General features: G+C 64.7%; 17 protein-coding genes. 6 read left to right on the top strand and 11 right to left on the bottom strand.

All coding sequences use genetic code 11. From position 1 onward, the window contains the following. Positions 1-3: 3 nt before the first annotated feature. Positions 4-1,656, bottom strand: coding sequence for a DUF1800 domain-containing protein (locus tag E6J58_16270; GenBank protein ID TMB35738.1), 1,653 nt, complete (start codon positions 1,654-1,656; stop codon positions 4-6). Between the two features lie 15 nt (positions 1,657-1,671). Then, positions 1,672-2,124, bottom strand: coding sequence for a hypothetical protein (locus E6J58_16265; protein TMB35737.1), 453 nt, complete (start codon positions 2,122-2,124; stop codon positions 1,672-1,674). A gap of 283 nt (positions 2,125-2,407) precedes the next feature. Here E6J58_16265 and E6J58_16260 point away from each other — a divergent pair, with 283 nt between their 5' ends. Then, a complete protein-coding gene (locus tag E6J58_16260; GenBank protein TMB35736.1) occupies positions 2,408-2,974 on the top strand; it encodes a hypothetical protein in 567 nt (188 codons plus the stop codon). A gap of 53 nt (positions 2,975-3,027) precedes the next feature. Here E6J58_16260 and E6J58_16255 read toward each other — a convergent pair whose 3' ends face one another. Then, positions 3,028-3,855, bottom strand: coding sequence for a methyltransferase domain-containing protein (locus tag E6J58_16255; protein TMB35735.1), 828 nt, complete (start codon positions 3,853-3,855; stop codon positions 3,028-3,030). A 120-nt stretch (positions 3,856-3,975) separates the two neighbouring features. Continuing rightward, positions 3,976-5,712, bottom strand: a complete 1,737-nt coding sequence (locus tag E6J58_16250; protein ID TMB35734.1) for a tetratricopeptide repeat protein — start codon at positions 5,710-5,712, stop codon at positions 3,976-3,978. A gap of 232 nt (positions 5,713-5,944) precedes the next feature. Between E6J58_16250 and E6J58_16245 the strand changes: the two genes are divergently transcribed. Continuing rightward, on the top strand, positions 5,945-6,412 hold the full coding sequence (locus tag E6J58_16245) for a hypothetical protein (protein TMB35733.1): 468 nt from the start codon (positions 5,945-5,947) through the stop codon (positions 6,410-6,412). Between the two features lie 46 nt (positions 6,413-6,458). Here E6J58_16245 and E6J58_16240 read toward each other — a convergent pair whose 3' ends face one another. Next, entirely contained in the window at positions 6,459-7,376 is a 918-nt protein-coding gene (locus tag E6J58_16240; protein TMB35756.1) for a 2-oxoacid:ferredoxin oxidoreductase subunit beta, read from the bottom strand. 20 nt (positions 7,377-7,396) lie between these two features. Further along, positions 7,397-9,175 (bottom strand): 2-oxoacid:acceptor oxidoreductase subunit alpha, encoded by a 1,779-nt coding sequence (locus E6J58_16235; protein TMB35732.1) that lies wholly within the window; start codon positions 9,173-9,175, stop codon positions 7,397-7,399. On the opposite strand from E6J58_16235, the gene E6J58_16230 reads away from it, so the two are divergent. Further along, positions 9,174-10,022 carry a hypothetical protein gene (locus E6J58_16230; protein ID TMB35731.1) on the top strand — a complete coding sequence of 283 codons (849 nt, stop codon included), beginning with the start codon at positions 9,174-9,176 and terminating at the stop codon, positions 10,020-10,022. The two genes, E6J58_16235 and E6J58_16230, sit on opposite strands and share 2 nt — an antisense overlap. Before the next feature lie 589 nt (positions 10,023-10,611). Here E6J58_16230 and E6J58_16225 read toward each other — a convergent pair. After that, on the bottom strand, positions 10,612-11,601 hold the full coding sequence (locus E6J58_16225) for a hypothetical protein (GenBank protein TMB35730.1): 990 nt from the start codon (positions 11,599-11,601) through the stop codon (positions 10,612-10,614). A gap of 13 nt (positions 11,602-11,614) precedes the next feature. After that, the gene (locus E6J58_16220) at positions 11,615-12,994 is read right to left on the bottom strand and encodes a hypothetical protein (GenBank protein ID TMB35729.1); all 1,380 of its coding nucleotides are present in this window, start codon (positions 12,992-12,994) and stop codon (positions 11,615-11,617) included. Between the two features lie 344 nt (positions 12,995-13,338). Here E6J58_16220 and E6J58_16215 point away from each other — a divergent pair, with 344 nt between their 5' ends. Further along, a complete protein-coding gene (locus tag E6J58_16215) occupies positions 13,339-15,327 on the top strand; it encodes a tetratricopeptide repeat protein (GenBank protein ID TMB35728.1) in 1,989 nt (662 codons plus the stop codon). On the opposite strand, the gene E6J58_16210 is transcribed toward E6J58_16215, so the two are convergent. The 3 genes from E6J58_16210 to E6J58_16200 are packed head-to-tail and all read right to left on the bottom strand — an operon-like array spanning position 15,224 to position 17,411. Next, a complete protein-coding gene (locus E6J58_16210; protein ID TMB35755.1) occupies positions 15,224-16,069 on the bottom strand; it encodes a hypothetical protein in 846 nt (281 codons plus the stop codon). The genes E6J58_16215 and E6J58_16210 overlap by 104 nt on opposite strands. Beyond that, on the bottom strand, positions 16,024-16,308 hold the full coding sequence (locus tag E6J58_16205; GenBank protein ID TMB35727.1) for a hypothetical protein: 285 nt from the start codon (positions 16,306-16,308) through the stop codon (positions 16,024-16,026). Before E6J58_16205 ends, E6J58_16210 begins: the two co-directional genes overlap by 46 nt. Beyond that, on the bottom strand, positions 16,305-17,411 hold the full coding sequence (locus tag E6J58_16200; protein TMB35726.1) for a hypothetical protein: 1,107 nt from the start codon (positions 17,409-17,411) through the stop codon (positions 16,305-16,307). The genes E6J58_16205 and E6J58_16200 overlap by 4 nt, the downstream gene beginning before the upstream one ends. Between E6J58_16200 and E6J58_16195 the strand changes: the two genes are divergently transcribed. After that, complete coding sequence (locus tag E6J58_16195) at positions 17,410-17,985, top strand: sigma-70 family RNA polymerase sigma factor (GenBank protein ID TMB35725.1); 576 nt, start codon at positions 17,410-17,412, stop codon at positions 17,983-17,985. The genes E6J58_16200 and E6J58_16195 overlap by 2 nt on opposite strands. Next, entirely contained in the window at positions 17,982-20,579 is a 2,598-nt protein-coding gene (locus tag E6J58_16190) for a tetratricopeptide repeat protein (GenBank protein TMB35724.1), read from the top strand. The genes E6J58_16195 and E6J58_16190 overlap by 4 nt, the downstream gene beginning before the upstream one ends. Positions 20,580-20,582 lie beyond the last annotated feature (3 nt).

The raw sequence follows: 20,582 nt of genomic DNA, 5'->3' as shown, positions 1-20,582 counted from the left end.
CCGTTAGTAGAGCTGCCCTGCGGGTGAACAGAGGACGAGATAGGCGAGCTGTCGCGTTCGCGCCTGCGTGTCCGCGCTCGCCGGGTCCCAGGTGAACGCCGAGGGCCACAGGGCCTGGAGCCACGCGTCGCCGAGCGCGGCGGGGAAGGGGGCGGGCTGGAGCAGGGCGACGAGACGGTCAAGGACCGCCTGGGGCGTCGCCGGCGCCGATGGAAACCATTGCGAGATGTCGCTGGGGAAGAGCCGGTACGTGACCGAGGGGGTGCCCGTACTCGATTGTTCCGCGAGCGCCACGGCCGCTGCAATGCGCGTCCGGTAGCGGATGGTTCCGCTGTTCAGCCAGGCGTCGTCCTCGCTCCAGCCATTCGGCCCATTGGGATCGAGGAGCTTCATCCCCGCCTGGTCGAAGCCGCTCACGACCAGCGCCCAGGCCGGGAACCCCTTTGGTGAGAGGGCGTCGGCGGCGGCGAGGTCGTACCCCAGCGCGCGGGCGGCGCGGATGGACCAGGACACCGGGCCTTCCACCAAAGCGAATCGGTTCGACGGATCGAAGAACCAGCGCGACTTGAGCAGCGTCTTCATCACCGCCCGGACGTCGAACTGGTTCGACTGGATCATCGAGGCCACGTCGGAGAGGTCGGTCGAGGTGAAGCGCGCGGTCACGAAGTGCACGAGCAGACGCTTCGCCAGATAGGCGGCGCACTGCGCGTCCCGGCTGGTGACGATGGACCGCAGCGCATCCTCGCCAGGGGCCATGCCCGCGGGCGGCGTGCCGACGTCAAAAGTCCTGTCGAGGAATGTGATGGAGCCGCTCCCATGCATCGTCGGGAGCGTGGTCCGCTTCGCCAGGTTCCAGATGTACGGGTCGGGATTCGCGCTGCCGTCGTACACACGAAAGGTGCCGCTCCCCACGGTGGTGCTCGACGGATCGGTAGGGTCCACGATGGCGCTGGAGGTCGGCACCGTGAAGCTCCAGCCGGAGAGAGCCTTGGCGAGCTGGGTGATGTCGCTCTGGCTGTAGCCGTTGTCGGCCCCGAGGCTGTAGAGCTCCATGACCTCGCGGGCGTAGTTCTCGTTCGGTACGCTGCTGCCGGAGGCGTTGTTCTGGACGGAGTCGAGCCAGATCGCCATCGCCGGATCCTTCGACACGAGCACGAGGAGATCGTCGAAGCGATCGAGGCTATGGGCGCGCAACACGTCGTACTGCTGCAGCATCAGCGCCGCGTTGTTCACCTTGTGCCAGCCGGTGGCGAAGAGGTTGTGCCAGAAGAGCGCCATCCGCTCCCCGAACGCGTAGGGCGCGTACTGCATGCGGAAGGCGAGATACGCCTGCGACCGGCTGAAGTTGTTGCGCCAGGCGTTCGCCGGATCCACCCGGTACGGATGCGGCCCGGGCTCGTTGGGGACGTTCACGGAGCCTGGCGTGGTGCTGGCGCTGCGGGCCGGCTCCGCCACGGGGTCGGCGCGCGTCGCCAGAACGTTGGCGAAGAGGGTCACGTCCAATCCCGTCCCATCCAGCCATGCATCGATGGCGGCGGCGGGCGCCTGCGCCGCGAACTGCGCGGCGGCCTCCGGGGAGAGGCCGAAGCCCGCCCGGCGGGCGAAGTGCTGCACGTCGGCAGCCGTCCAGCTCGCGATCGGTGTGAGATCAGCCATCGGGATCCTCTCCGCTCAGTAGGACGCGCCCTGGTCGATCCACGCGGTGATCGTCGTCACGGTGGGTGGGCAAAGGTCTGGGAGCCCATACGGCATGCGGGCGCCGTACCCGGAGCCGCCGGGCTGATCCTTCGTGATCTTTTCCAGCAGCCACGAATGGGCCGGGTCGCCGGGTGTGATCCGATGCGGAAAGGACGCCGGCGCGTTCGACGGCGGCGGGATGGTGAGGTCATCGTAGACGTCGCGCGAGGTGCGAGGCGCGTCGGTCGACCAGGCCACGTGGCCGGTGGGTGCATTGCCGCCGTGGCAGGTGCTGGTCCGCGAGCCACAGCTCTGCTGGAGCGCGGGAAGGACATCCCGGACAAACGCCGGCGCGGTGACCGACGCGGGGATCGGGCACGTCGTCTCTGACTGCCCAGCGCTACCACAGGCCGCCACCAGTGCGAGAGCGATCGGCCGGCGTGGCACGCTAGGATCCTCCGCGGACATGGTCGGCCTCGGGCAGCGACTTCGACGCGTAGCACGCACCGGTCGCTGCGAGCGATGTGGTTGCGTCCGCTACCCCACAGCCGCTGATCGAGCGGCGCAGCCCGCATTGGGTGCTGTAATTCGACAGTAATCGGGCCGCGCAGGAGCGCTGAGCCCCAGCGACCTTCACGCAGGTTCGTAAACTTGTTTCGCCTCTGCCCGTCCCCTACGCTCGAAAAAGCTCGACCGACTGGACGAGCGCAGGTGCGCTCCGAGGAAAAACATGAAGAAAGCAATTGTCCGCATCGCATGTCTTCTTCTCTGCGTTTCCGGCGCGGCGCACGCTGAGAGGACGCGTGCGCACTTCCTTCGAGGCCACAACCTCTCGTTCGGCCTCGATACCGAGATTGGCGTCCCGCTAGGGAACTATGCCGATGCCAGCAGCGTCGGCGGCGGCGGCGCGCTCACGGCCGAGCTCACGATGCTCGACACGCTGAGCGCAACGTTGCGCGCCGGGGTTGAATTGCATTCCAACCGCGACGTCGGCACCGGCAGCTCCCACGTGCACGCGCTGCCGATCCTCCTCGGCACCAAGTACTACCTCGGGTCCGCGCGCGCGGGCCTCTTCGGTACGTTCGAGGCAGGCACGTTCATTCTCATGAGCAGCCTCACTCCAGCCCGGGGCGCGGCCACCTCCTCGACCGACCTGAAGTTCGGTCTCGGCGCCGGAATTGGGTTCCAGCAGGACCGCTGGAACGCTCGCGTGAGCATCCATACGCAGGACGTCGGAAACTTCGGCGATGCGTTCATGATGACCGCCGGCATTGGTTGCGAGTTCGGCAGCCTCTGAGCCGATAGGTACTGGATCGGCCCGGGGACGTTGGCGTCCCCGGGCCGGCTTGGTCAACGGGTTCGCATCACGAAGAATTCATAGCCGTAGAACTCCGCGTAGGCGTGCCAGACGTCGACCTCACGCTGGACATCGTCCGCCAGCTGCTGCGCGTCTGCTTCTTCGCGGTGACGGTTGCGGAATTCCGTCACGTTCTGTTGGAGTGGACGGTAGTAGTCGTCCCACCACGACGACGGCGGCAACGTGAAGTGGTTCACCGTCTCATAGCCGCATTTCTCGATGACGGCGAGGAGCGTCGGGACGTCGCGGATCGCGGGATACTCCCTCGCCCAGAAGGCCGCGCACTCTGGCGGCGGGTGAGCCTTCCTCCAGCACACCTCGGTCACGGCCATGTGTCCCCCAGGGACGAGCAGCCGGCGCCAATCGCGGAGGGCGGCCTCCACGCCCATGATCGAGATGGCGCCCTCGCACCAGATGAGGTCGAACGAACCGGGCGCGAAGTCCAGCCGTTCCATGTCTCCAACACGGGCTTCGAGCCGGTCCGCGATTCCGAGGCGCTGCGCCTCGCGATTCAGAAGGTCGACAAACGGCGGGTGATTGTCGACGGCAACGAAACGCGCCGGTGAGTTCTGGGCCAGCACTCGGGTCTGCAGACCGGTTCCGCAGCCGAGGTCGAGGACGTGGCTCTCCGGTCCGATGCCTGGCACGAGCGCGAGGGCTCTGAGCGTACTTGCTGCGTCCCCAGGTCCCTGACGGGGCAGCCCACTGAACAACTCGAAGAACAGTATGGTCGTCCTTTCCTGAGTCATCGTCGCCTCGCGCGGTGCGAGTCTGGAGTTGTACGTGGAATGGGATGGACAATTGGGACCGCGCAGGCACACGCCAGCCGGCGGCTCGAGCAGAGGCTCGTCTAGCGGTCCCGAACTAGAGAACGGATGCCATCTGACCCTGACTCTACGGGTCTGCGCGCAACGCCGTCAACGCCGGAGCGCGGCGGCCCTTCAGTCCAGCGGCATATGCGTCCGGACGAGAAGCGCGGTGTACCGCGGATCGCCGCGCAGGCCGCGCAGGAGCGGATCGATCTTGACGTTGACGAACCCTCCGTCGCGCTGGACCCGCGCCCGCTCCAGCCACTCCAGCGCGCGATCCTTCTCTCCCCGCCAGCCGTACACCTGCGCGATCTGGTACGCGCCGGCGTGCCCGAATCGGGAGATCATTTCCTCGAGGGCGCGCTGTGACTCGCGAGGATGATTGAGTGAATGCTCGGCCATGGCGATGCCCGCCAGGCGGAAGATCTCATTGGTGGAGCGCGGGTAGATCGCCATCGCCGCTGCGGGCTGGCCTTCCAGCAGGAACGTCGTGCCGAGGTGGAACGAGGTGAACGACTGGTCGGGACTGATCTCCAGCGACCGGTTGAGCGCGTCGCGCGCCGCTCCGAAGTCGCCGCCAGCGCTGAGCGTGCTGCCCAGAACGCCCCATACTCGGGCATTGAGCGGATCCAGCTCGGCGGCCTTGCGCAGCGCCGCGATCGCTTCCGGAAACCGCCCCAGCGGCCGAAGAACGACCTGGGCGTAGGTGCTCAGCACGTCCGGGTCGTCGGGCTTCAGCGAAAGCGCGCGTTGCAGATCGGCGCGTGCGCCCTCGAAGTCCCACTGGATGGGGACGCGGACGAAGCCGCGCGCCAGATATCCGTCCGGGAGGTTCCCGCCGAGCGCGATGGCCTTGTCCGCAGCCTCAACCGCCCGCTCCTGGCCCGCCGTCACGGCGGTGAGAGTATCCGCGCTGTCCGCGACCCAGAACGTAGCCAGCGCAAGCGCCGCCCAGGCGGGCGCATAGCCTGGATCGAGCGCGACCGCCTTCTCATACGACTGCTTCGCGCGCCGGAAGCCTTCCACGTTGTTGCGGCGGAAGAATTGCTGCCCGAGCAGGTACTCGTTGTACGCCTCGGTGCTGGCGGTGCGGCGGTCCTTCGAGGTGGGCGCCTCCAGCAATTTGAGCTTGAGCGCGTCGACCACTGCCCGGGCGATGTCGTCCTGCACGGCGAAGACGTCGGTCAGCGTCCGGTCGTACGTTTCCGACCAGAGATGGTAGCCGTCGGACGCATTGACGAGCTGGGTGGTGATGCGGATCTGATCGCCTGACTTGCGCACGCTGCCCTCGAGGACAGTCGCGACGTGCAGCTTCTCCGCGATGGTGGCCACGTCCTCGTTCTTCCCCTTGAACGCGAACGTCGATGTCCGCGCGGCGACGTGGAGGCCGGGCACCTTCGCGAGAAGATTGAGCAGCTCCTCGCTGAGTCCGTCGGAGAAGTACTCCTGCTCCTTGTCGGAGCTGAGATTGACGAGCGGGAGCACGGCCACCGAAGGCCCCGGCGGCGCCTGTACCGGCGCTGCCTTTCGCATGATGAGGTAGTACACCGCGCCAGGCGCCGCGATGAGCAGGCCGATGCCAGCGAGCGCGATCGCCATCCCGGTCCGAAGCGGCTTGCCCGCGGTGCGCTCGATGCGCCCCTCGTTGACGTCGAAGATCCATGCCAGCATGAGCACGACGGGAAAGCCGATGGCCAGCGCGACCACGACGTAAGAGAGCACCGCGTCGGGCCAATGCAGCCCGTGCATGACGGGCTCGATGATCTGCAGCACGGCGAACCCGACGATGCCGTAGCCGATCAGCGCGCGAAATACTCGCCGCCGCTTCAACTCGGCCACCAGCGGCCCGAACCGACCCTCCGCGTTCATGGGCCGGAAGGTAACACGCGTTGCAACGTCGCAACGCTCAATCAGAGACGCAGCGCCCACACGACTTCCGGGCCGGAGTGGGTTGGCACGCTGAGTTGCGTATCGTGTCACCTGATCCCCAGCGCAACGCAGTTCGTTGATTTCGCGTGAGTCAACTTCGGGCTGCGGCTATTTCGGCGATTGAGGCGTTGGCTGCGGCAAGCAGGATCGGACGGATTACGGCTTACGGTCCGTGGACGTCACCGCCTTGGAGACTGGCGGCGCCGACATGCAGTCCGCGACCGGGCATGTCGAGTTCATCGGACGTCAGGGAGCCGACAACCGCTATTCGTTTAGCGCTATCAAGCGCGTACATCCGGCGACCGGCGAAACCATCATCCAAGGCGAAGTGCAGTATCAGAGCCACCGCCCGGACGGCACGGTGATCGACGCGCACGGCACCGTCATCTGCCTCGAGATCGAGGGGAACCTCGCGCGGGTCGGACTGGTCGGGGATCACGCGCGTGGCCTGCCGGAAGGAACTTCACCGTTTGCCTACTTCACGGTCGTGGACAACGGCGAGGGAAACGACCCTCCTGATCTCGCATCGAATCTGTTTATTGCGACGGAAGCCGTCGTCCTGCAGCACTGCGAATCGGGGCACATTCCCGCGCCGCCGCTGTTCCCGAACCTGGTCGGCAACATCCAGGTCCGTCCGTAATCGGTCCGACTCGCGTATCGAGGCCCGGATCTTCGGATCTCGGCGTTCACAATAACTCTTCGACGAGCGCGCGCGCGTTTTCGCTCGAGACCTCCAGCGGCCGGTGGGCGAGCGCGCCGCCCTCGGTCAGCACCGGCTCCAGCTCGTCCAGCGAGGGCACGTCGTCGTTCTTGTAGAAGAGTCCGATGGGAATGGTCTCGCCCCATTCGCCGCCCTTCTCGATGGCGGCGCGCCGATCCGCGGGATCGTGCCCCATCTCCTCCAGCTTCCTGGTGCGCTGCTTGAAGAACTCGTGCGTGTTGTCGTGGTTGTAGGTCACGCAGGGGCTGAAGACGTCGACGAACGCGAATCCGCGATGCTCGATTGCGCCTTTGATCAGCGCGACCAGCTGCTTCTGCTGCCCGGAGAATCCGCGCGCGACGTAGGTCGCGCCGCACACGATCGCCATCGGGATGGGATTGACCGCGTTTTCCACGCTGCCGAATGGGGTGCTCTTGGTCTTCATTCCCTTGCGGCTGGTCGGCGAAACCTGCCCGGTGGTGAGGCCGTAGATCTGGTTGTCCATGACGATGTAGGTGAGATCGACGTTGCGGCGCATGACGTGGACGAAGTGATTGCCGCCGATCCCGAACCCGTCGCCGTCTCCGCCGGTGACGAGGATCTTAAGGTCGTGGTTCCCAAGCTGCGCTCCGGTCGCAACCGCCAGCGCGCGGCCATGCAGGGTGTGCATGCCGTAAGTGTTGATGTAGCCGGGCAGGTTGGAGGAGCAGCCGATTCCGCTGATGGTCAGGACTTCGTGCGGCAGGAGTCCCAACTCGGCGACGGCCGTCTTCAGCGCGTTCAGGACGCCGAAGTCTCCACAGCCCGGGCACCAGTCGGGGTCGGCCTTTCCCTTGAAGTCCTTGACGGTGAGCGCCGGTCGCCGCTGCTTGCCAAGCTGGGTCGTTCTCGACTCGATCTGCATCTCGCCCATGGCGATTCTCCTCAGACCCGGATTTCGTGAACCGGCACGTACTTCGTCGTCACACCGGCGAGGATCTTCTCCACGCCGTTCACCACGTGGTGGGGCAGGAACGGCTCGCCGTCGTACTTGCGGATGGATGCGTCGGCCGCGATGCCGGTCTCCGCGCGCAAGTAGCGCGCGAACTGGCCGCTGTAATTGTTCTCCACGACGACGAGATTGCGCGCGCCGGAGAGAGCGCGCGCGATCGCTTCCGTCTGCAGCGGCACCAGCCAGCGGATCTGCAGATGGTTCGCGACGATGCGGCGCTCGGCGAGCTGCTCGACGGCTTCGTCGATGACCCCTTCCGTGGATCCCCATCCGACCAGTGTCACCTCGGCGTCACCCGGTCCAGTGAAGCGCGGTGGCGCGAGCAGCGGCAGGACGCCGTCCATCTTGCGGCCGCGCCGCTCCATGATCGCCTGCCGCTTGTGCGGGTCGGTGAATTCGTCGCTGATGAGCACGCCGTCTTCGTCGTGCTCGTCGGTGGCCACGACGTGAGCGTGCCCCGGTGTCCCCGGCACCGCGCGCGGCGAGATGCCGCTCCCGGTCATCCTGTAACGCTTGTACCCGCCGTCGACCTCCGGCACCTCGCCGTTCAGGCCGATCACTTCTCCGCGGTCGCGCGGAGGGTTGAAATCGAGCTCCCCGGGCTCGAAGGTGGAGGATCCTTCAGACTCGAGCAGATCGGCGAGCACGATGCCGGGGCACTGGAACTTGTCGGCGAGGTTGAAGAGCTCCGGTACGAGGTGGAAGCAGTCGCGGATGCTGGTGGGCGCGGCGATGATGCGGGGATAATCGCCCTGCCCAGCGCCGAGCACCTGCCAGAGGTCGCCTTGTTCGGTCTTCGTGGGAACGCCGGTCGCGGGTCCGGCGCGCTGCACGTTGATGCAGACGACCGGGATCTCCATCATCGCCGCCGCTCCGAGCGCCTCCGTCATGAGCGCGAATCCGCCGCCGGAAGTGGCGCACATCGCGCGGCATCCGGTGTGCGCGGCGCCGATGGCCATGTTGATCACGCCGAGCTCGTCCTCGACCTGCCGCACCATGATGCCGAGCTGGCGCGCATGCCGCGCCATCCACATCAGGACGCCGGTCGAGGGGCTCATCGGATAAGCGCAATAGAACTTCACGCCGGCAGCGACGCCGCCCATCGCCAGGCTCTCGTTGCCGGTGGCGACAGCCAGACGCTTGCCGGTGTCCGGAAGCGAGAAGGCGTAGGGCTTGAAGTGCGCACCTGCATAGTCGTAGCCGGCGCGCGCGGCGGTGACGTTTTCCGCCACCACCGCGTCGCCCTTCCGCTCGAACTGCTGGGCGAGCATCTCCTCGAACGGCTTCAGCTCGACGCCGACGAGCCGAAGGACGGCAGCGACCGCCGCGGTGTTGTAATAAAGGAGGTTCCTCGCGAGCTGCGCGAGCGGCAACGGACAGAGCTGGACACCCTCTGCCGCAGCGCCCGGCTTGACGCGATCGCCGTCGTACAGCACGGCCGAGCCGGCGCGCATCCGCTCGAGGTGCCGGTCCATCGTGTCCTGGTTGAGAGGAATGAGCATGGCGAGGTCGTCGCCCAAGCAGCGCACTGGCCTCTCGCTGGTGCGGATGGTGAGGAAGGTGTGTCCGCCGCGGATGATGGACTGGTACGCGTTGTAGGCGTTGACGTGGAGGCCGCGGCGGGCGAACAGCTTCGCTAGGATGTTGCCGGGCGTCGCGACGCCTTGGCCGGCGGCTCCGCCGATGCCGACTGCGAAGTCGATGTGAGGCATGGACCTTCGGGGTTGCTGCGGGGGAGTTCATCACTCCGGCGCCGCCCAAACCGTACAGCGCCGGTCCGAGCCGAACCGGACACTTAAGGGACCGCGCGATCACAGTCAACCGCAGCGCACTGCGCGATGGGCCGCAGTGCGTCATGGCGTGCCGATCTTGGCGCGGTGCGTGCAGTACCGGGCCATGGTGAGGCCCGGACTCGGAATCTCCGTCATGATCGCCTCGTTGCTGGCGACAGGTGTCGCCGTCGCCGGCACCGGGCTGCCGGCAACCGCGACAGTGCCCTCGCCCGTCCGGTCGATGTTCCACGGCAGCTACGAACCGCCAAAGAACCCGGAGCACGATGCCCCGATCCACGGCATCCCGTCCGACCTCGCCCGGGACGGAGCCGTCGTCTTCGTTCTGCTTCACGAGATCTCCCACGCGCTATTCGATCGGCTCAGGGTCCCCATCCTGGGCCGGGAAGAGGACGCTGCAGACCAGTTGGCTGCCTTCATGCTGCTCCGGGCCGGAGAGGGAGTCGCCCGCCGCGTGCTGGTCGGCGCCGCCTGGATGTACTTGCACGACGCCGCGGGCCGCATGCCCGACGAAACCGACTTCTCCGACGTTCACGGGCTCGATTCGCAGCGGTTCTACAACATGCTCTGTATGGCCCATGGCAGCAATCCAACGGCCTTCCGCGGGATAGTGGAGAAAGGCTATCTCCCGAAAGACCGCGCCGAGTCCTGCGCCGAGGAGTATTTGCAGGTCTCGTACGCGGCTCGAAAGCTGATCGACCCGAGCATGGATGCGAAGACCTGGGCGCGGACCAGGGAGAAGCACAAGGCGCGCTGGGAGAAGCGTTGAACGCTCAGTCGCAATTTCTCGTCTTCATTGGAGTCCTGCCCTACTGACAGATGTTGTTGACGCAATCGCCGGAAGCGCAGTCGAAACCGCTGAAGCAATGTTGACCAGCCTGGCACCGCGGGCAGTCGGCACCGCCGCAATCGGAGGCGCTCTCGTCGTAGTCCGGAGCGCCATTTTCGCAATGGCTGTGGCCGAAGAAATCTCCAAAGCAGAGATACCGTACGCGCACTCGTCGGCCCCGCACGGCTGCAACACGCTGTCGGGATCGGCAAAATCGATCAGCCCGTCGCAATCGTCGTCGACGCCGTTAAAACAGAAGCCCTCATATGGCTGGCAAGCTGACTGGCAGTCCGGATCCGCGCCATCGATGAGGCCGTCACAATCATCATCGATCCCGTTGCTGCAGGAAATGCGATGACCATATTCTTCATATCAGCCCTTCTCTTCGAGCAGACCCAGTCGTAATTCGGGGCCGCGCTGATCGTGGGCGTCGACCGCGTCTACAGCGGGGTGAGATTGCCCTCGGTGTCGACGAAGAACTCACCGGTCTCGAAGCCGACGATTCCCTTCAAAGCAGAACGTGCGTGTGTCAGCGACAGCCGGGCACTCGTGTCGACATCCAGATGTCCTGATCGCCGAGGCCGCCTGGACGATTCGAGTCGAACAGCAGCGTCCGACCGCTACGCGACAGGTTCGGCCGCACGTCGTTGAAGGTTGTGTTCACGGGCGGTCCGACGTTCTCGGGCGTGGACCAGGGCTCGTGGACAGTTCTGCGCGTCGCAACCCAGATATCGCCGGATCCCGGCGCACCCGGTGGGCGAGTCGACCAGAACAGGACTTCCTTCCCATCGGTACGTACGGACGGGGATGCGTCGTTCGCCGGCGAATCGAGCTCGTCGACGCGAACCGCCGGACCGAGCGTCTCGCCGTTACGCGTGATCGGTACCGTGTAGATATCCTGATTGTTCAAATCGGGTCCTCGACTGAAGTACAGAGCGGCTGCGTCTGCAGGAACGTGTCGAGTTCGCTCCAGGTAGAAATCAGCGCTTTGTATGTAGTCCGGGACGAATTCACTTTTCTCCGTGTTGACGTCAGGACCCAGGTTCGTCGGCGGTTGCCACCCGAAGTCATCGTTCGGGTTGTCGCGGCGCGACATCCAGATGTCGACGCCGCCGTACCCGCCGGGACGGGAGCTATGAAAAAACAGCAAGTGGCCATCCGTGGAAAGCGACGGTCCCCCGTCCTCGGCGGCACTGTTGACGACTGCCAAATCGAAGGGCTCCTCCCAGGGACAATCGGAACACTCACGCTGGGAGACCCAGATGTCGGTAAGGCCCTTCCCGCCCGGCTGCCGCCTGGAAACGAAGTAGAGACTGAGTCCGTCGGGTGAGAGCGTCGCGGCTGAATCAAAGAACGAGGAGTTGACCGGCGGTCCGAGATTCACCGGTTCCGACCACGCGGAAGTGCAGTTGGGCTGGTCAGACTCGGCTTTGGAAGCGACGAGGAAGGCGAGCGTGACTAGCAAAAGGACTCGGCATCTGGATAGAGCCACCAGAGCGAAAACGTTTCTCATCTTCATTGGAGCTCCTCTCCTACTGACAGATGTTGTTGACGCAGTTGCCGGAAGCGCAGTCGAAACCGCTGAAGCAATGCTGACCAGCCTGGCACCGCGGGCAGTCGGCACCGCCGCAATCGGAGGCGCTCTCGTCGTAGTCGGGCGCCCCGTCCTCGCAGTGACTGTGGCAGTAATTGTCCGGGAAGCAGCCGTAGCCGTATGGGCAGCCGTCCGTGCACTCCATCAGCACGCAATCGGGATCCTCGTAATCGACGAGGCCGTCACAATCATCATCGACGCCATTGGAACACTGCTCCGGAATTGGCACACAGGTTGACTGGCAGTCCGGATCCGCGCCATCGATGAGACCGTCACAGTCGTCATCGATGCCGTTCGTGCAGTTCGTTTCCGGCCCGGGCGAGCAGCAACTGCTTGAACCACCGCGGCAGACGCCGCCGGAGCACGTGTCATTGCTCGTGCAGGCATTGCCATCGTCGCAAGGAGCGCTGTTGGGCGCGAAGGTGCATCCCGTGCCGTTGCAGGCGTCGTCGGTGCAGACGTTGCCGTCGTTGCAGGTGAACGCGATGCCCGCGCACACGCCGTTGGCGCAGGTATCGTTGCGGGTACAGAGGTTGCCGTCGTCGCAAGAGGCGGCGTTGGGCGTGAAAGTACACCCCGAGCCATTGCATGCGTCATTGGTGCAGACGTTGCCGTCGTCGCAGGTAAACGGGGTTCCCGAGCAGACCCCGTTGGCGCACGTGTCGTTGCGGGTACAGAGGTTGCCGTCGTTGCACGGAGCGGTATTGGGCGGGAAGCTGCATCCGCCCGCGCCGTCGCAGACGTTGTTGGTGCAGACATTCCCATCGTCGCAGGTGTAAGGCGTGCCGCGACACTGCCCGTTCACGCACCGGTCGTCGAAGGTGCACGCATTGCCATCGTTGCATGGACTATTGCCGTGGCAGCTCGACGGTTTGTTCGCCACCACGATGTTCGAGAGGAGCAGGGTCGACGCACGCGCGCGGTTGTCGCCCACCATCTCGGCCGGCAGCTCCGTAAAGGCCGAACTGCCGGCCGGCGCGGTCATGATCCGGATGTCGCCGCCTGCCGGCATCAGCTCCGGCGAGAACGCCAAGGTGATTACGATCGGTTTGTCAAAGGTCGTCCCGTCCGGGCGGAACTCGTACAGCGGGCTGACCGCAGACAGGTCGCCGCCGAACCACGTGCCCTCCGAACTGCGGAGGATCGTAATCTCGGTGTCGCGCGATAGCGCCCCGCCCGGGATTTCGATTGCGGTCCCGTCCGCGAGGCTCACGGTGCCACCACCGGCGCCGATCGTCGCGGTGGTTACATCGTCGAACTCGGAATGAGAGCAAGCCAGGACCGACAGCAGCAGAAATGCAATGACCGTATTCTTCATATCAGCCTTCCCGCCCGACGCGGCTGGTTGGAATCAAGGCATCTGTACGAGCGTCCCGTCCGGTGCCGACTTGAACGGGCCGTTGTCGTGTCAATCCGGCGGTCGCGACGACGAGGGCAACAGAGAATCTCGCTTCGTGGTTCATGGCTGTCCCCTTCCAAAAATCGGGTCCAGGTGCCGACATGCCTGCCTTGAAGCGGCAGATCGATGCACGGCGACTCAAACGTGGGTCATCTGGAAAACCGTTGATATCCAAGGAGATACAAGCCGAAGTCACTTCCCGGCGCGCCTTCGATGACGTGCGACGAAAGTGCTAGAGTTCCGCCGACGAGCAGGAGTTGCCGATGGCGGATGTAGCCGACACCCCGCAGGTCGTTCGGTTCGGGGTGTTCGAGGTCGATCTCCGGGCAGGAGAGCTGCGCAAGAAGGGAGTCAGAATCAGACTCCAGGAGCAACCCCTGCAAGTCCTGGCAGTGCTCCTGGAACAACCCGGCCAGCTCGTCACGCGCGAGGAGTTGAAGCAGAAGCTCTGGGCCGGGACGATCGTGGACTTCGATCACAGCATCAACACGACGATCAACAAGCTGCGGGAAGCGCTCGGAGATTCGGCCGACACCCCGCGGTTCATCGAGACCCTGCCGCGTCGCGGGTATCGCTTCATCTATCCAGTCAACGGCGCCATCGTCGACACGTCCGTCCCGGTAAACGGGGCGCCTGTCGCCACCATCATTGCCCCGATGAACGGCGCGCCAATCCTCGCACTCCCCGGCGGTCTGGAGGATGCCTCTAAGGTTCGTCAGCCAGCGGCCTCGTGGAGTCGGCGTCGCGCGGCTGCCGTCGTCATGTTCGCCCTGCTGCTCGTTCTGCTCGTCCTCGCACTCAATGTCGGCGGAGTGCGCGACCAGATGGTCGGCGGACCAGGAGCAGTCCACGTCACTTCCATTGCCGTGCTGCCACTGAAGAACGTCTCGGCCGGCGCCCAACAGGAATACTTCGTGGATGGCATGACGGAGGCACTGATCATCGAGCTCGGGAAGATCAGCGCGCTGCGAGTGCTCTCGTACCAATCGATGATCGGCTACCGGCAAACCGCGAAGTCCCTGCCGCAGATTGCGCGGGAGCTCAAGGTGGACGCATTCCTGGAAGGCTCCGTGTTCCACTCCGGAGAGAGAGTTCGCATCACGGCCAATCTGATTCAGGCGTCTCCTGAACGGCATCTGTGGGCAGAGAGCTACGAGTTCAATCTGCGCGACGTCGTCGGCGTGCAGGGAGAAGTAGCGCGGGACGTGGCCAGGCGGATCCGTGTGAAGGTGACGCCGGGGGAGCGGATGCGCCTCACCACTCCGCGACCGGTCGATTCGGAAGCTTACGAAGCGTACTTGCTCGGTCGCGCTCACCTGTCCAAGACGGCGACACAGACGAGTTGGAACAAGGCGCAGGAATACTTCGAGAAGGCGATTGACAAGGATCCCGCGTACGCTCCCGCGTACGCTGCCCTCGCCGAGCTTTACATCCGTCACAGGGGCAAGACGCGCAAGAGCTTCGACGCGCGCCTTCAGGCGCGACAGTGGGGTGAAAAAGCCCTCAAGCTGGACGAGACGCTCGCCGATGCGCACGCGGTGCTGGGCAGGGCCGCACAGCAGGACTGGGACTGGTCGGGCACCGAGCGCGAGTTCAGGCGCGCCATCGAGCTCAACCCGAGCCATGCGACTGCCCGCACCTGGTACGCCATGTACCTGTATGCGATGCAGCGCTTCGAGGAGGCTGTCGTCGAGGCGAGGCGCGCCCAGCAGCTGGATCCGGCCTCGGCGCACGTCAACACCTGGGCAGGGGGCGCGTACTTTGCGGCCGGGCGCGCCGAGGAAGCGGTCGCATCCGCGCGGAAGGCATTGGAACTGGACCCCAGTTTCTTTGACGCCAGCGTCGTGCTCGGCAGGATCCATTTGATGCAGGGGAAGTATGAGGAAGCCATCGCAGAGCTTGAACGGGCGCTGACCTTCAACCAAGGGCAACAGCTTGTGCTGGGCGCGCTGGCGCACGCGTATGCGCGGGCCGGGCACCGGGAGAAAGCCCTGAATCTGGTGGGCGAATTGAACCGGATCGACCTCGAGGAACGGGGCTACACCCCGTTCGGACTGATCTGGGCGTACGCGGGCTTGGGCGACAAAGAGCGGGCATTCGCCTTGCTGGAGAAGTGCTACCAGGAGCGGTACGGCCGGATGGTCTGGCTCAACGTCGACCCATTGCTGGAGCCGCTACGTTCCGACCCGCGCTTCGCGGACCTCGCGCGCCGCGTCGGCCTGCCCACGCTCGCTTCGTCTCCGCGGCGGTAATTCCAGCGCTGCGCGATACGTTGGCCTTTTGTCTGTCTACTGCCCCCGCGTTCTGGTTCGGGTCGTCACGTAGAGGTCGAAGTCTCCAGAACCTCCGGGACGATTCGATACGAAGAAGAGGGTCTCGCCGATCGGATGCAAGGTAGGCCTGGGCATCGTTGAACTCGCTATTGACCGGAGCGCCAACATTGACCGGGGTAGACCAGGAGTCATGGACGCTCTCGCGCGTCGACACCCAGATGTCGGTGGCGCCCAGCGAGCCGGGCCGATCCGAGAAGAGGAACAGTTCGAGTCCGTCAAAGCGAGGCACTGGGCGCTGGTCGTTGTTTGGACTGCTGAGCTGCGGGACGAGAATCGCAGGACCAAAGGATCCGTCCGGCATCTGTTCGCTGACGTAGATGTCGCTGCCACCCATGCCGCCAGGGCGGTCGCTGCCAAAGTAGAGGAGCGGCCTGCCGTCATTGTCGTTTTCGAGAAGACTCGCGCCCTGTTCGCTGAACGCGGAGTTCACTCCCGGCCCGAGGTTCACGGATGGCTGCCAGCCGAAGTCATCGTGCTTGTCGAAGCGGTAGGAAGCCCAGATGTCGACGCTTCCAAGACCTCCTGGACGGGTGCTCTTGATGAAAAGCCAATGGCCGTCGCGGGACAGCGACGGCACACTCTCGTTCGCGGTGGTATTGACCAGAGGACCAAGGTTCACCGGCGGCTCCCATGGGGAGTCGACCGAGGCTGCGAGACCCAGATGTCGAAGGCGCCAGACCCGCCTGGCCGGTTCGAGGCGAAGTAGAGACTGAGCCCATCCTTCGAGATGGCCGGACCAAGTTCAGAGAATGGAGAATTCACCGCGGGCCCGAGGTTTTGTGGCGCCGACCACTCCGAATACCGGGGCGCTGCGGCAAGCGGAAATGCGGCGAAGACCAGCGTGGTGAGTCCAATCAGGGTTCGATACACGGACGGCCACCTTGCGATTGTCCGAATCATTTGCCGCTCCGTGTCCGTGTAGACATCCAGAGATCATTCCCGCCCAATCCTCCCGGCCGATTGGAGGCAAAAATGAGCGTACGAGCGTCGAACGAAAGGGTCGGTGTGAGGTCGTTGAACACGGTATTGAACGGTGGTCCGGCATTGGTCGGCGTCTTCCACGGGTCGTGGATGCTTTGTCGTGTAGACGTCCAGATGTCGTTGCCGCCGACGGAGCCTGCTCTTGGTGACCCAAAGAACATCTCTCGGCCGTCCTTCCGAATGGTCACGGCCGCGTCATTGACCGCCGGGTCGTTCAGTTCCGCGACGAAGACTACGGGACCCTGTGCCTCACCTTCTCGCGTCACCGAGGCGTAGTAGATGTTGGCCTGTTGCGCGGCGTTCTGCCCGCGATTGAAGTACAGATTCGCCGATCCGTCCTCGGCATTCTGGAGATAGAAGGGTGCGTTCTCGGCGTCCGGCGTATTGATCGGCGATCCAACGTTCACCGGATTCTCCCAGGCGAAGTCATCGTTCGGATCGGATCTCCGGGACATGTAGATGTCGCTCATGCCTTGCCCGCCAGGCCGGAAGCTGGAGAAAAAGAGGAGGTGACCATCAATCGACAGGTTCGGGGCAAAGTCTGCGCTCGACGTATTGATCGGCGGTCCGAGATTCACCGGAGGCGACCAGGGGCTGTCGACCGACGCACGGCGAGAGACCCAGATGTCGAGACCGCCGAGGCCACCGGGACGGTCAGAGCTGAAGTATAGCGTCAGCTCGTCTTTCGACAAGAACGCATTCTGCTCGTTGAAGGTAGAATTGACTTCTCCGAGGTTCGTTGCGCCGGACCACTCGGAGTTGGCGAAAGAAAGGGCCGATGACTCGGGCACGAGTTGATCGGCGGGGGTTGAGACTTCACCCGTGCACGCCAGCCCGAAGACGAGAGGAACGAGCGCGCCCAGGTTTCGAATTTGCGTCTGTGACATGATTGCCTCCCACAGGGAGAACGTGAAACCCGCCTGAAAGGTGACATCGCGCCGCTCGGCTTCTTGCGGTCCGCGGCCGATCTGTCGGGCGGCGCCCGGATGTGCTACGACCGCGGCGTGAGGGAGGCTGCTCATGGTGGCCCCGGTATCAGAGGTCACCGCGCTGCTCGCGACCCTGGAAAGCGGGGACGAAGCCGCGATGAACCAGCTCGTCCCGCTGGTCTATCAAGAGTTGCGACTACTCGCCCGGCGTCACCTCGCTGGCCAACGCCAGGGCCACACCCTGCAAACAGCCGACCTGGTTGGCGAAGCGTATCTAAAGCTGGTCAATCCGCAGGGAACGGGATGGAAGAATCGAGCGCATTTCTTCGCCGTGGCCTCGCACGCAATGCGATCCGTGCTGGTCGATTACGCGCGCCGGCGCAGGTACGCGAAGCGCGGGGGCAACCCGCTGAGGGTCTCGCTCAGCGAGGCGGACCAGATCTCGGAACCGAGGACTGCTGAAGTCGTCGCCGTCGATGAGGCGCTGAGCCGCCTTGCCACACTCGATCCACGGAAGGCGCAGATCGTCGAGCTGCGGTACTTCGGAGGTCTCAGCGTCGAGGAAATCGGCCGGCTCCTCGACCTCTCTTCCAGGACGATCAAGCGAGAGTGGCGTTGGGCGAGAGCGTGGCTGTATCGCGAGCTCGGGGAAGAGAGACCGGGATGACGCCGGAACGCTTCCGGCAGGTCGAGCAGCTGGCGACGCTGGTGCTTGACCAGGACCAGAGGGAGCGGACGGAGTTCCTCGACCGGGCTTGCTCGGGAGACGATGATTTGCGCCGGGAAGTGGAGTCCCTTCTTGCCTCTGATGCGAAGGTCGGGAACTTTCTCGACGAGCCTGCTGCGCAAATCGTCGCGGACCGGCTCACGGCGCCCGTAGGCCGTTACCTGCTCGAGCGAGAGCTGGGAAGCGGCGGCATGGGTGTGGTGTACGCCGCCTACGATCCTGAGCTCGGCCGCAAGGTCGCCATCAAGCTGGTCCGTCCGGCGTCGGGAGGAATGGACCTGGGCAAGGCACGGCTCCTGCGCGAGGCGCAGGCGATGGCGCAGGTGACGCACCCGAACGTCGTCGCGATCCACGACGTGGGCACGGTCGAAGACCAGGTCTTCATCGCCATGGAGTACATCGAAGGGAGCACGCTCGGCGAATGGCTCGCTGCTAGGGAACGATCCTGGCGAGAAATCACGAGCATGTTCGCGCAGGCCGGAAGGGGCCTGGCGGCAGCGCACGCCAAGAATATCGTCCACCGGGATTTCAAATCAGACAACGTCTGGGTCGGGGAGGACGGCAGGGCACGCGTTCTCGATTTCGGGCTGGCGCGGGCAATGAGGGTTGCTGGGGAGCTGCCGCAGTCTGCCGGTGCGCCAGCAGAAGGAGAGGCGACACGCTCGCCGCGTGTCCCCTTGCTCGCGGCCGCCGTCACCCTGCCGGGAACGTTTCTCGGTACTCCGCCTTATATGGCGCCTGAGCAGCTGAAGGGGGAATCGGGCGATGCGCGCGCGGACCAGTTCAGCTTTTGCGTCGCTTTGTATTACGCGCTGTACGGCGAGTTGCCGTTCGCTGGCGAGACCGTCGCCTCGCTCCTGGAGGAAATGGAGCGGCGGAGAGTCAAGGAACGGCCGGCATCGAGCCGGGTCCCGTCGTGGCTACGCTGCGTGCTCCTGCGAGGATTGAGTCCAGATCGCGCAGACCGCTACGACTCGATGGACAGGTTGCTCGAGCAGCTGACGCCTGGGGCACGCACTTCGCGACGTCGCTTCCTCGTGCCGGCCACGTTGGCGATTGCCGCGATCGCGCTCGTCGTGGCTAACATGGAATGGAACAGAGGAGGGGCCCCACTCGACATCACCTCGATTGCGGTGCTCCCACTTAAGAACCTCTCCGGCGATCCGCAGCAGGACTACTTCGTGGACGGGATGACGGAGGCGCTGATCACCGAACTTGGCAGGATCGGCGCACTGCAAGTGCTTTCGTACCAGTCGGTGATCAGGTACCGGCAAACCTCGATGCCGTTGCCGCAAATTGCCCGGGAGCTCACGGTCGACGCATTTCTCGAAGGCGCCGTGCTCTACTCGAGCGGAGAGACAGTACGCATCACGGTGAAGCTGGTCCAGGCGTCTCCCGAGCGCCATCTTTGGGCAGAGAGCTATCAGTTCGATCTGCGGGACGTCCTCTCCGTGCAGTCCGGGGTGGCCCGCGACGTGGCGAGCCGGATCCGCGTGAAGGTGACCAGGCCGGAACAGGTACGCCTCGCGACTTCACGACGTGTCGAGTCGGAAGCGTACCAGGCCTACCTGCAGGGCCGCGCTTATTTCTCGAAAACGATGACGCCGACAACTTGGATGAGCGCGAAGGAACAGTTCGAGAAGGCAATCGAAAGAGATCCGGGCTACGCTTCCGCCTATGCGGGTATGGCCGAGCTTTACACCAAGCAGCCTCGCGCGGCGGCGTTGACGCGATACCCGAAGGAGAATCGTGTCCACGTCCGGAAGTGGAGCGAAAAAGCCCTCGCGTTGGACGAGACTCTCGCGGAACCGCGCACGATCCTGGCCAGGCTGGCACAGCAGCAGTGGGACTGGGCGGGCGCGGAGCGGGAATATCGTCGCGCCATCGAGCTGAATCCCAGCTATGCCGCGGGTCGCATCTCGTACGCCATGTACCTTTATGCAATGCAGCGCTTCGACGAAGCCGTTGCCGAGGCCAGGCGCGCCCAGCAAGTGGATCCGACGTCACCGCTCGTCAACACCTGGGCGGGCGCGGCCTACTTCTTCGTCGGGCGGATCGAAGAAGCAATGGCGTCCTGGCAAAAGGCGTTGGAACTGGATCCGACCTATCCCGACGCGAGCCTGGCGCTCGCCAGGGCTCACGTGACTCAGGGCAATTACCAGCCGGCCATCGCAGAACTTCAAAAAGCCGTGCTCCTCAACCGCGGGCAACCGCTCCTTCTCGGAGCGCTGGCGCATGCGTACGCGCGGGCGGGCCAGCGGGACGAGGCGCTGAAGGTGATGAGCGAATTGAACCGGATCGAAGCGGAGAAAACCGGATCGGTGTCGCCCTTCGGGCTGATCTGGGCCCATGCAGGCCTCGGCGACAAAGACCAGGCCTTCGCCCATCTGGAGAGGGCCTATCAGGAACGTTTCGATCGGATGGTCTGGCTGAACGTGGACCCATTGCTCGACCCGCTTCGCTCTGACCCGCGCTTCAAGGACCTCGTGCGCCGCGTCGGCCTGCCGGCGCCGAGTTCGCCTCAGGCGCCGTGATTC

The sequence above is a fragment of the Deltaproteobacteria bacterium genome, from assembly GCA_005879535.1.
GTDB lineage: Bacteria > Myxococcota > Myxococcia > Myxococcales > 40CM-4-68-19 > 40CM-4-68-19.
Note: the sequence above shows the minus strand (reverse complement) of the source record. Positions and strands in the feature narration are given on the sequence as shown.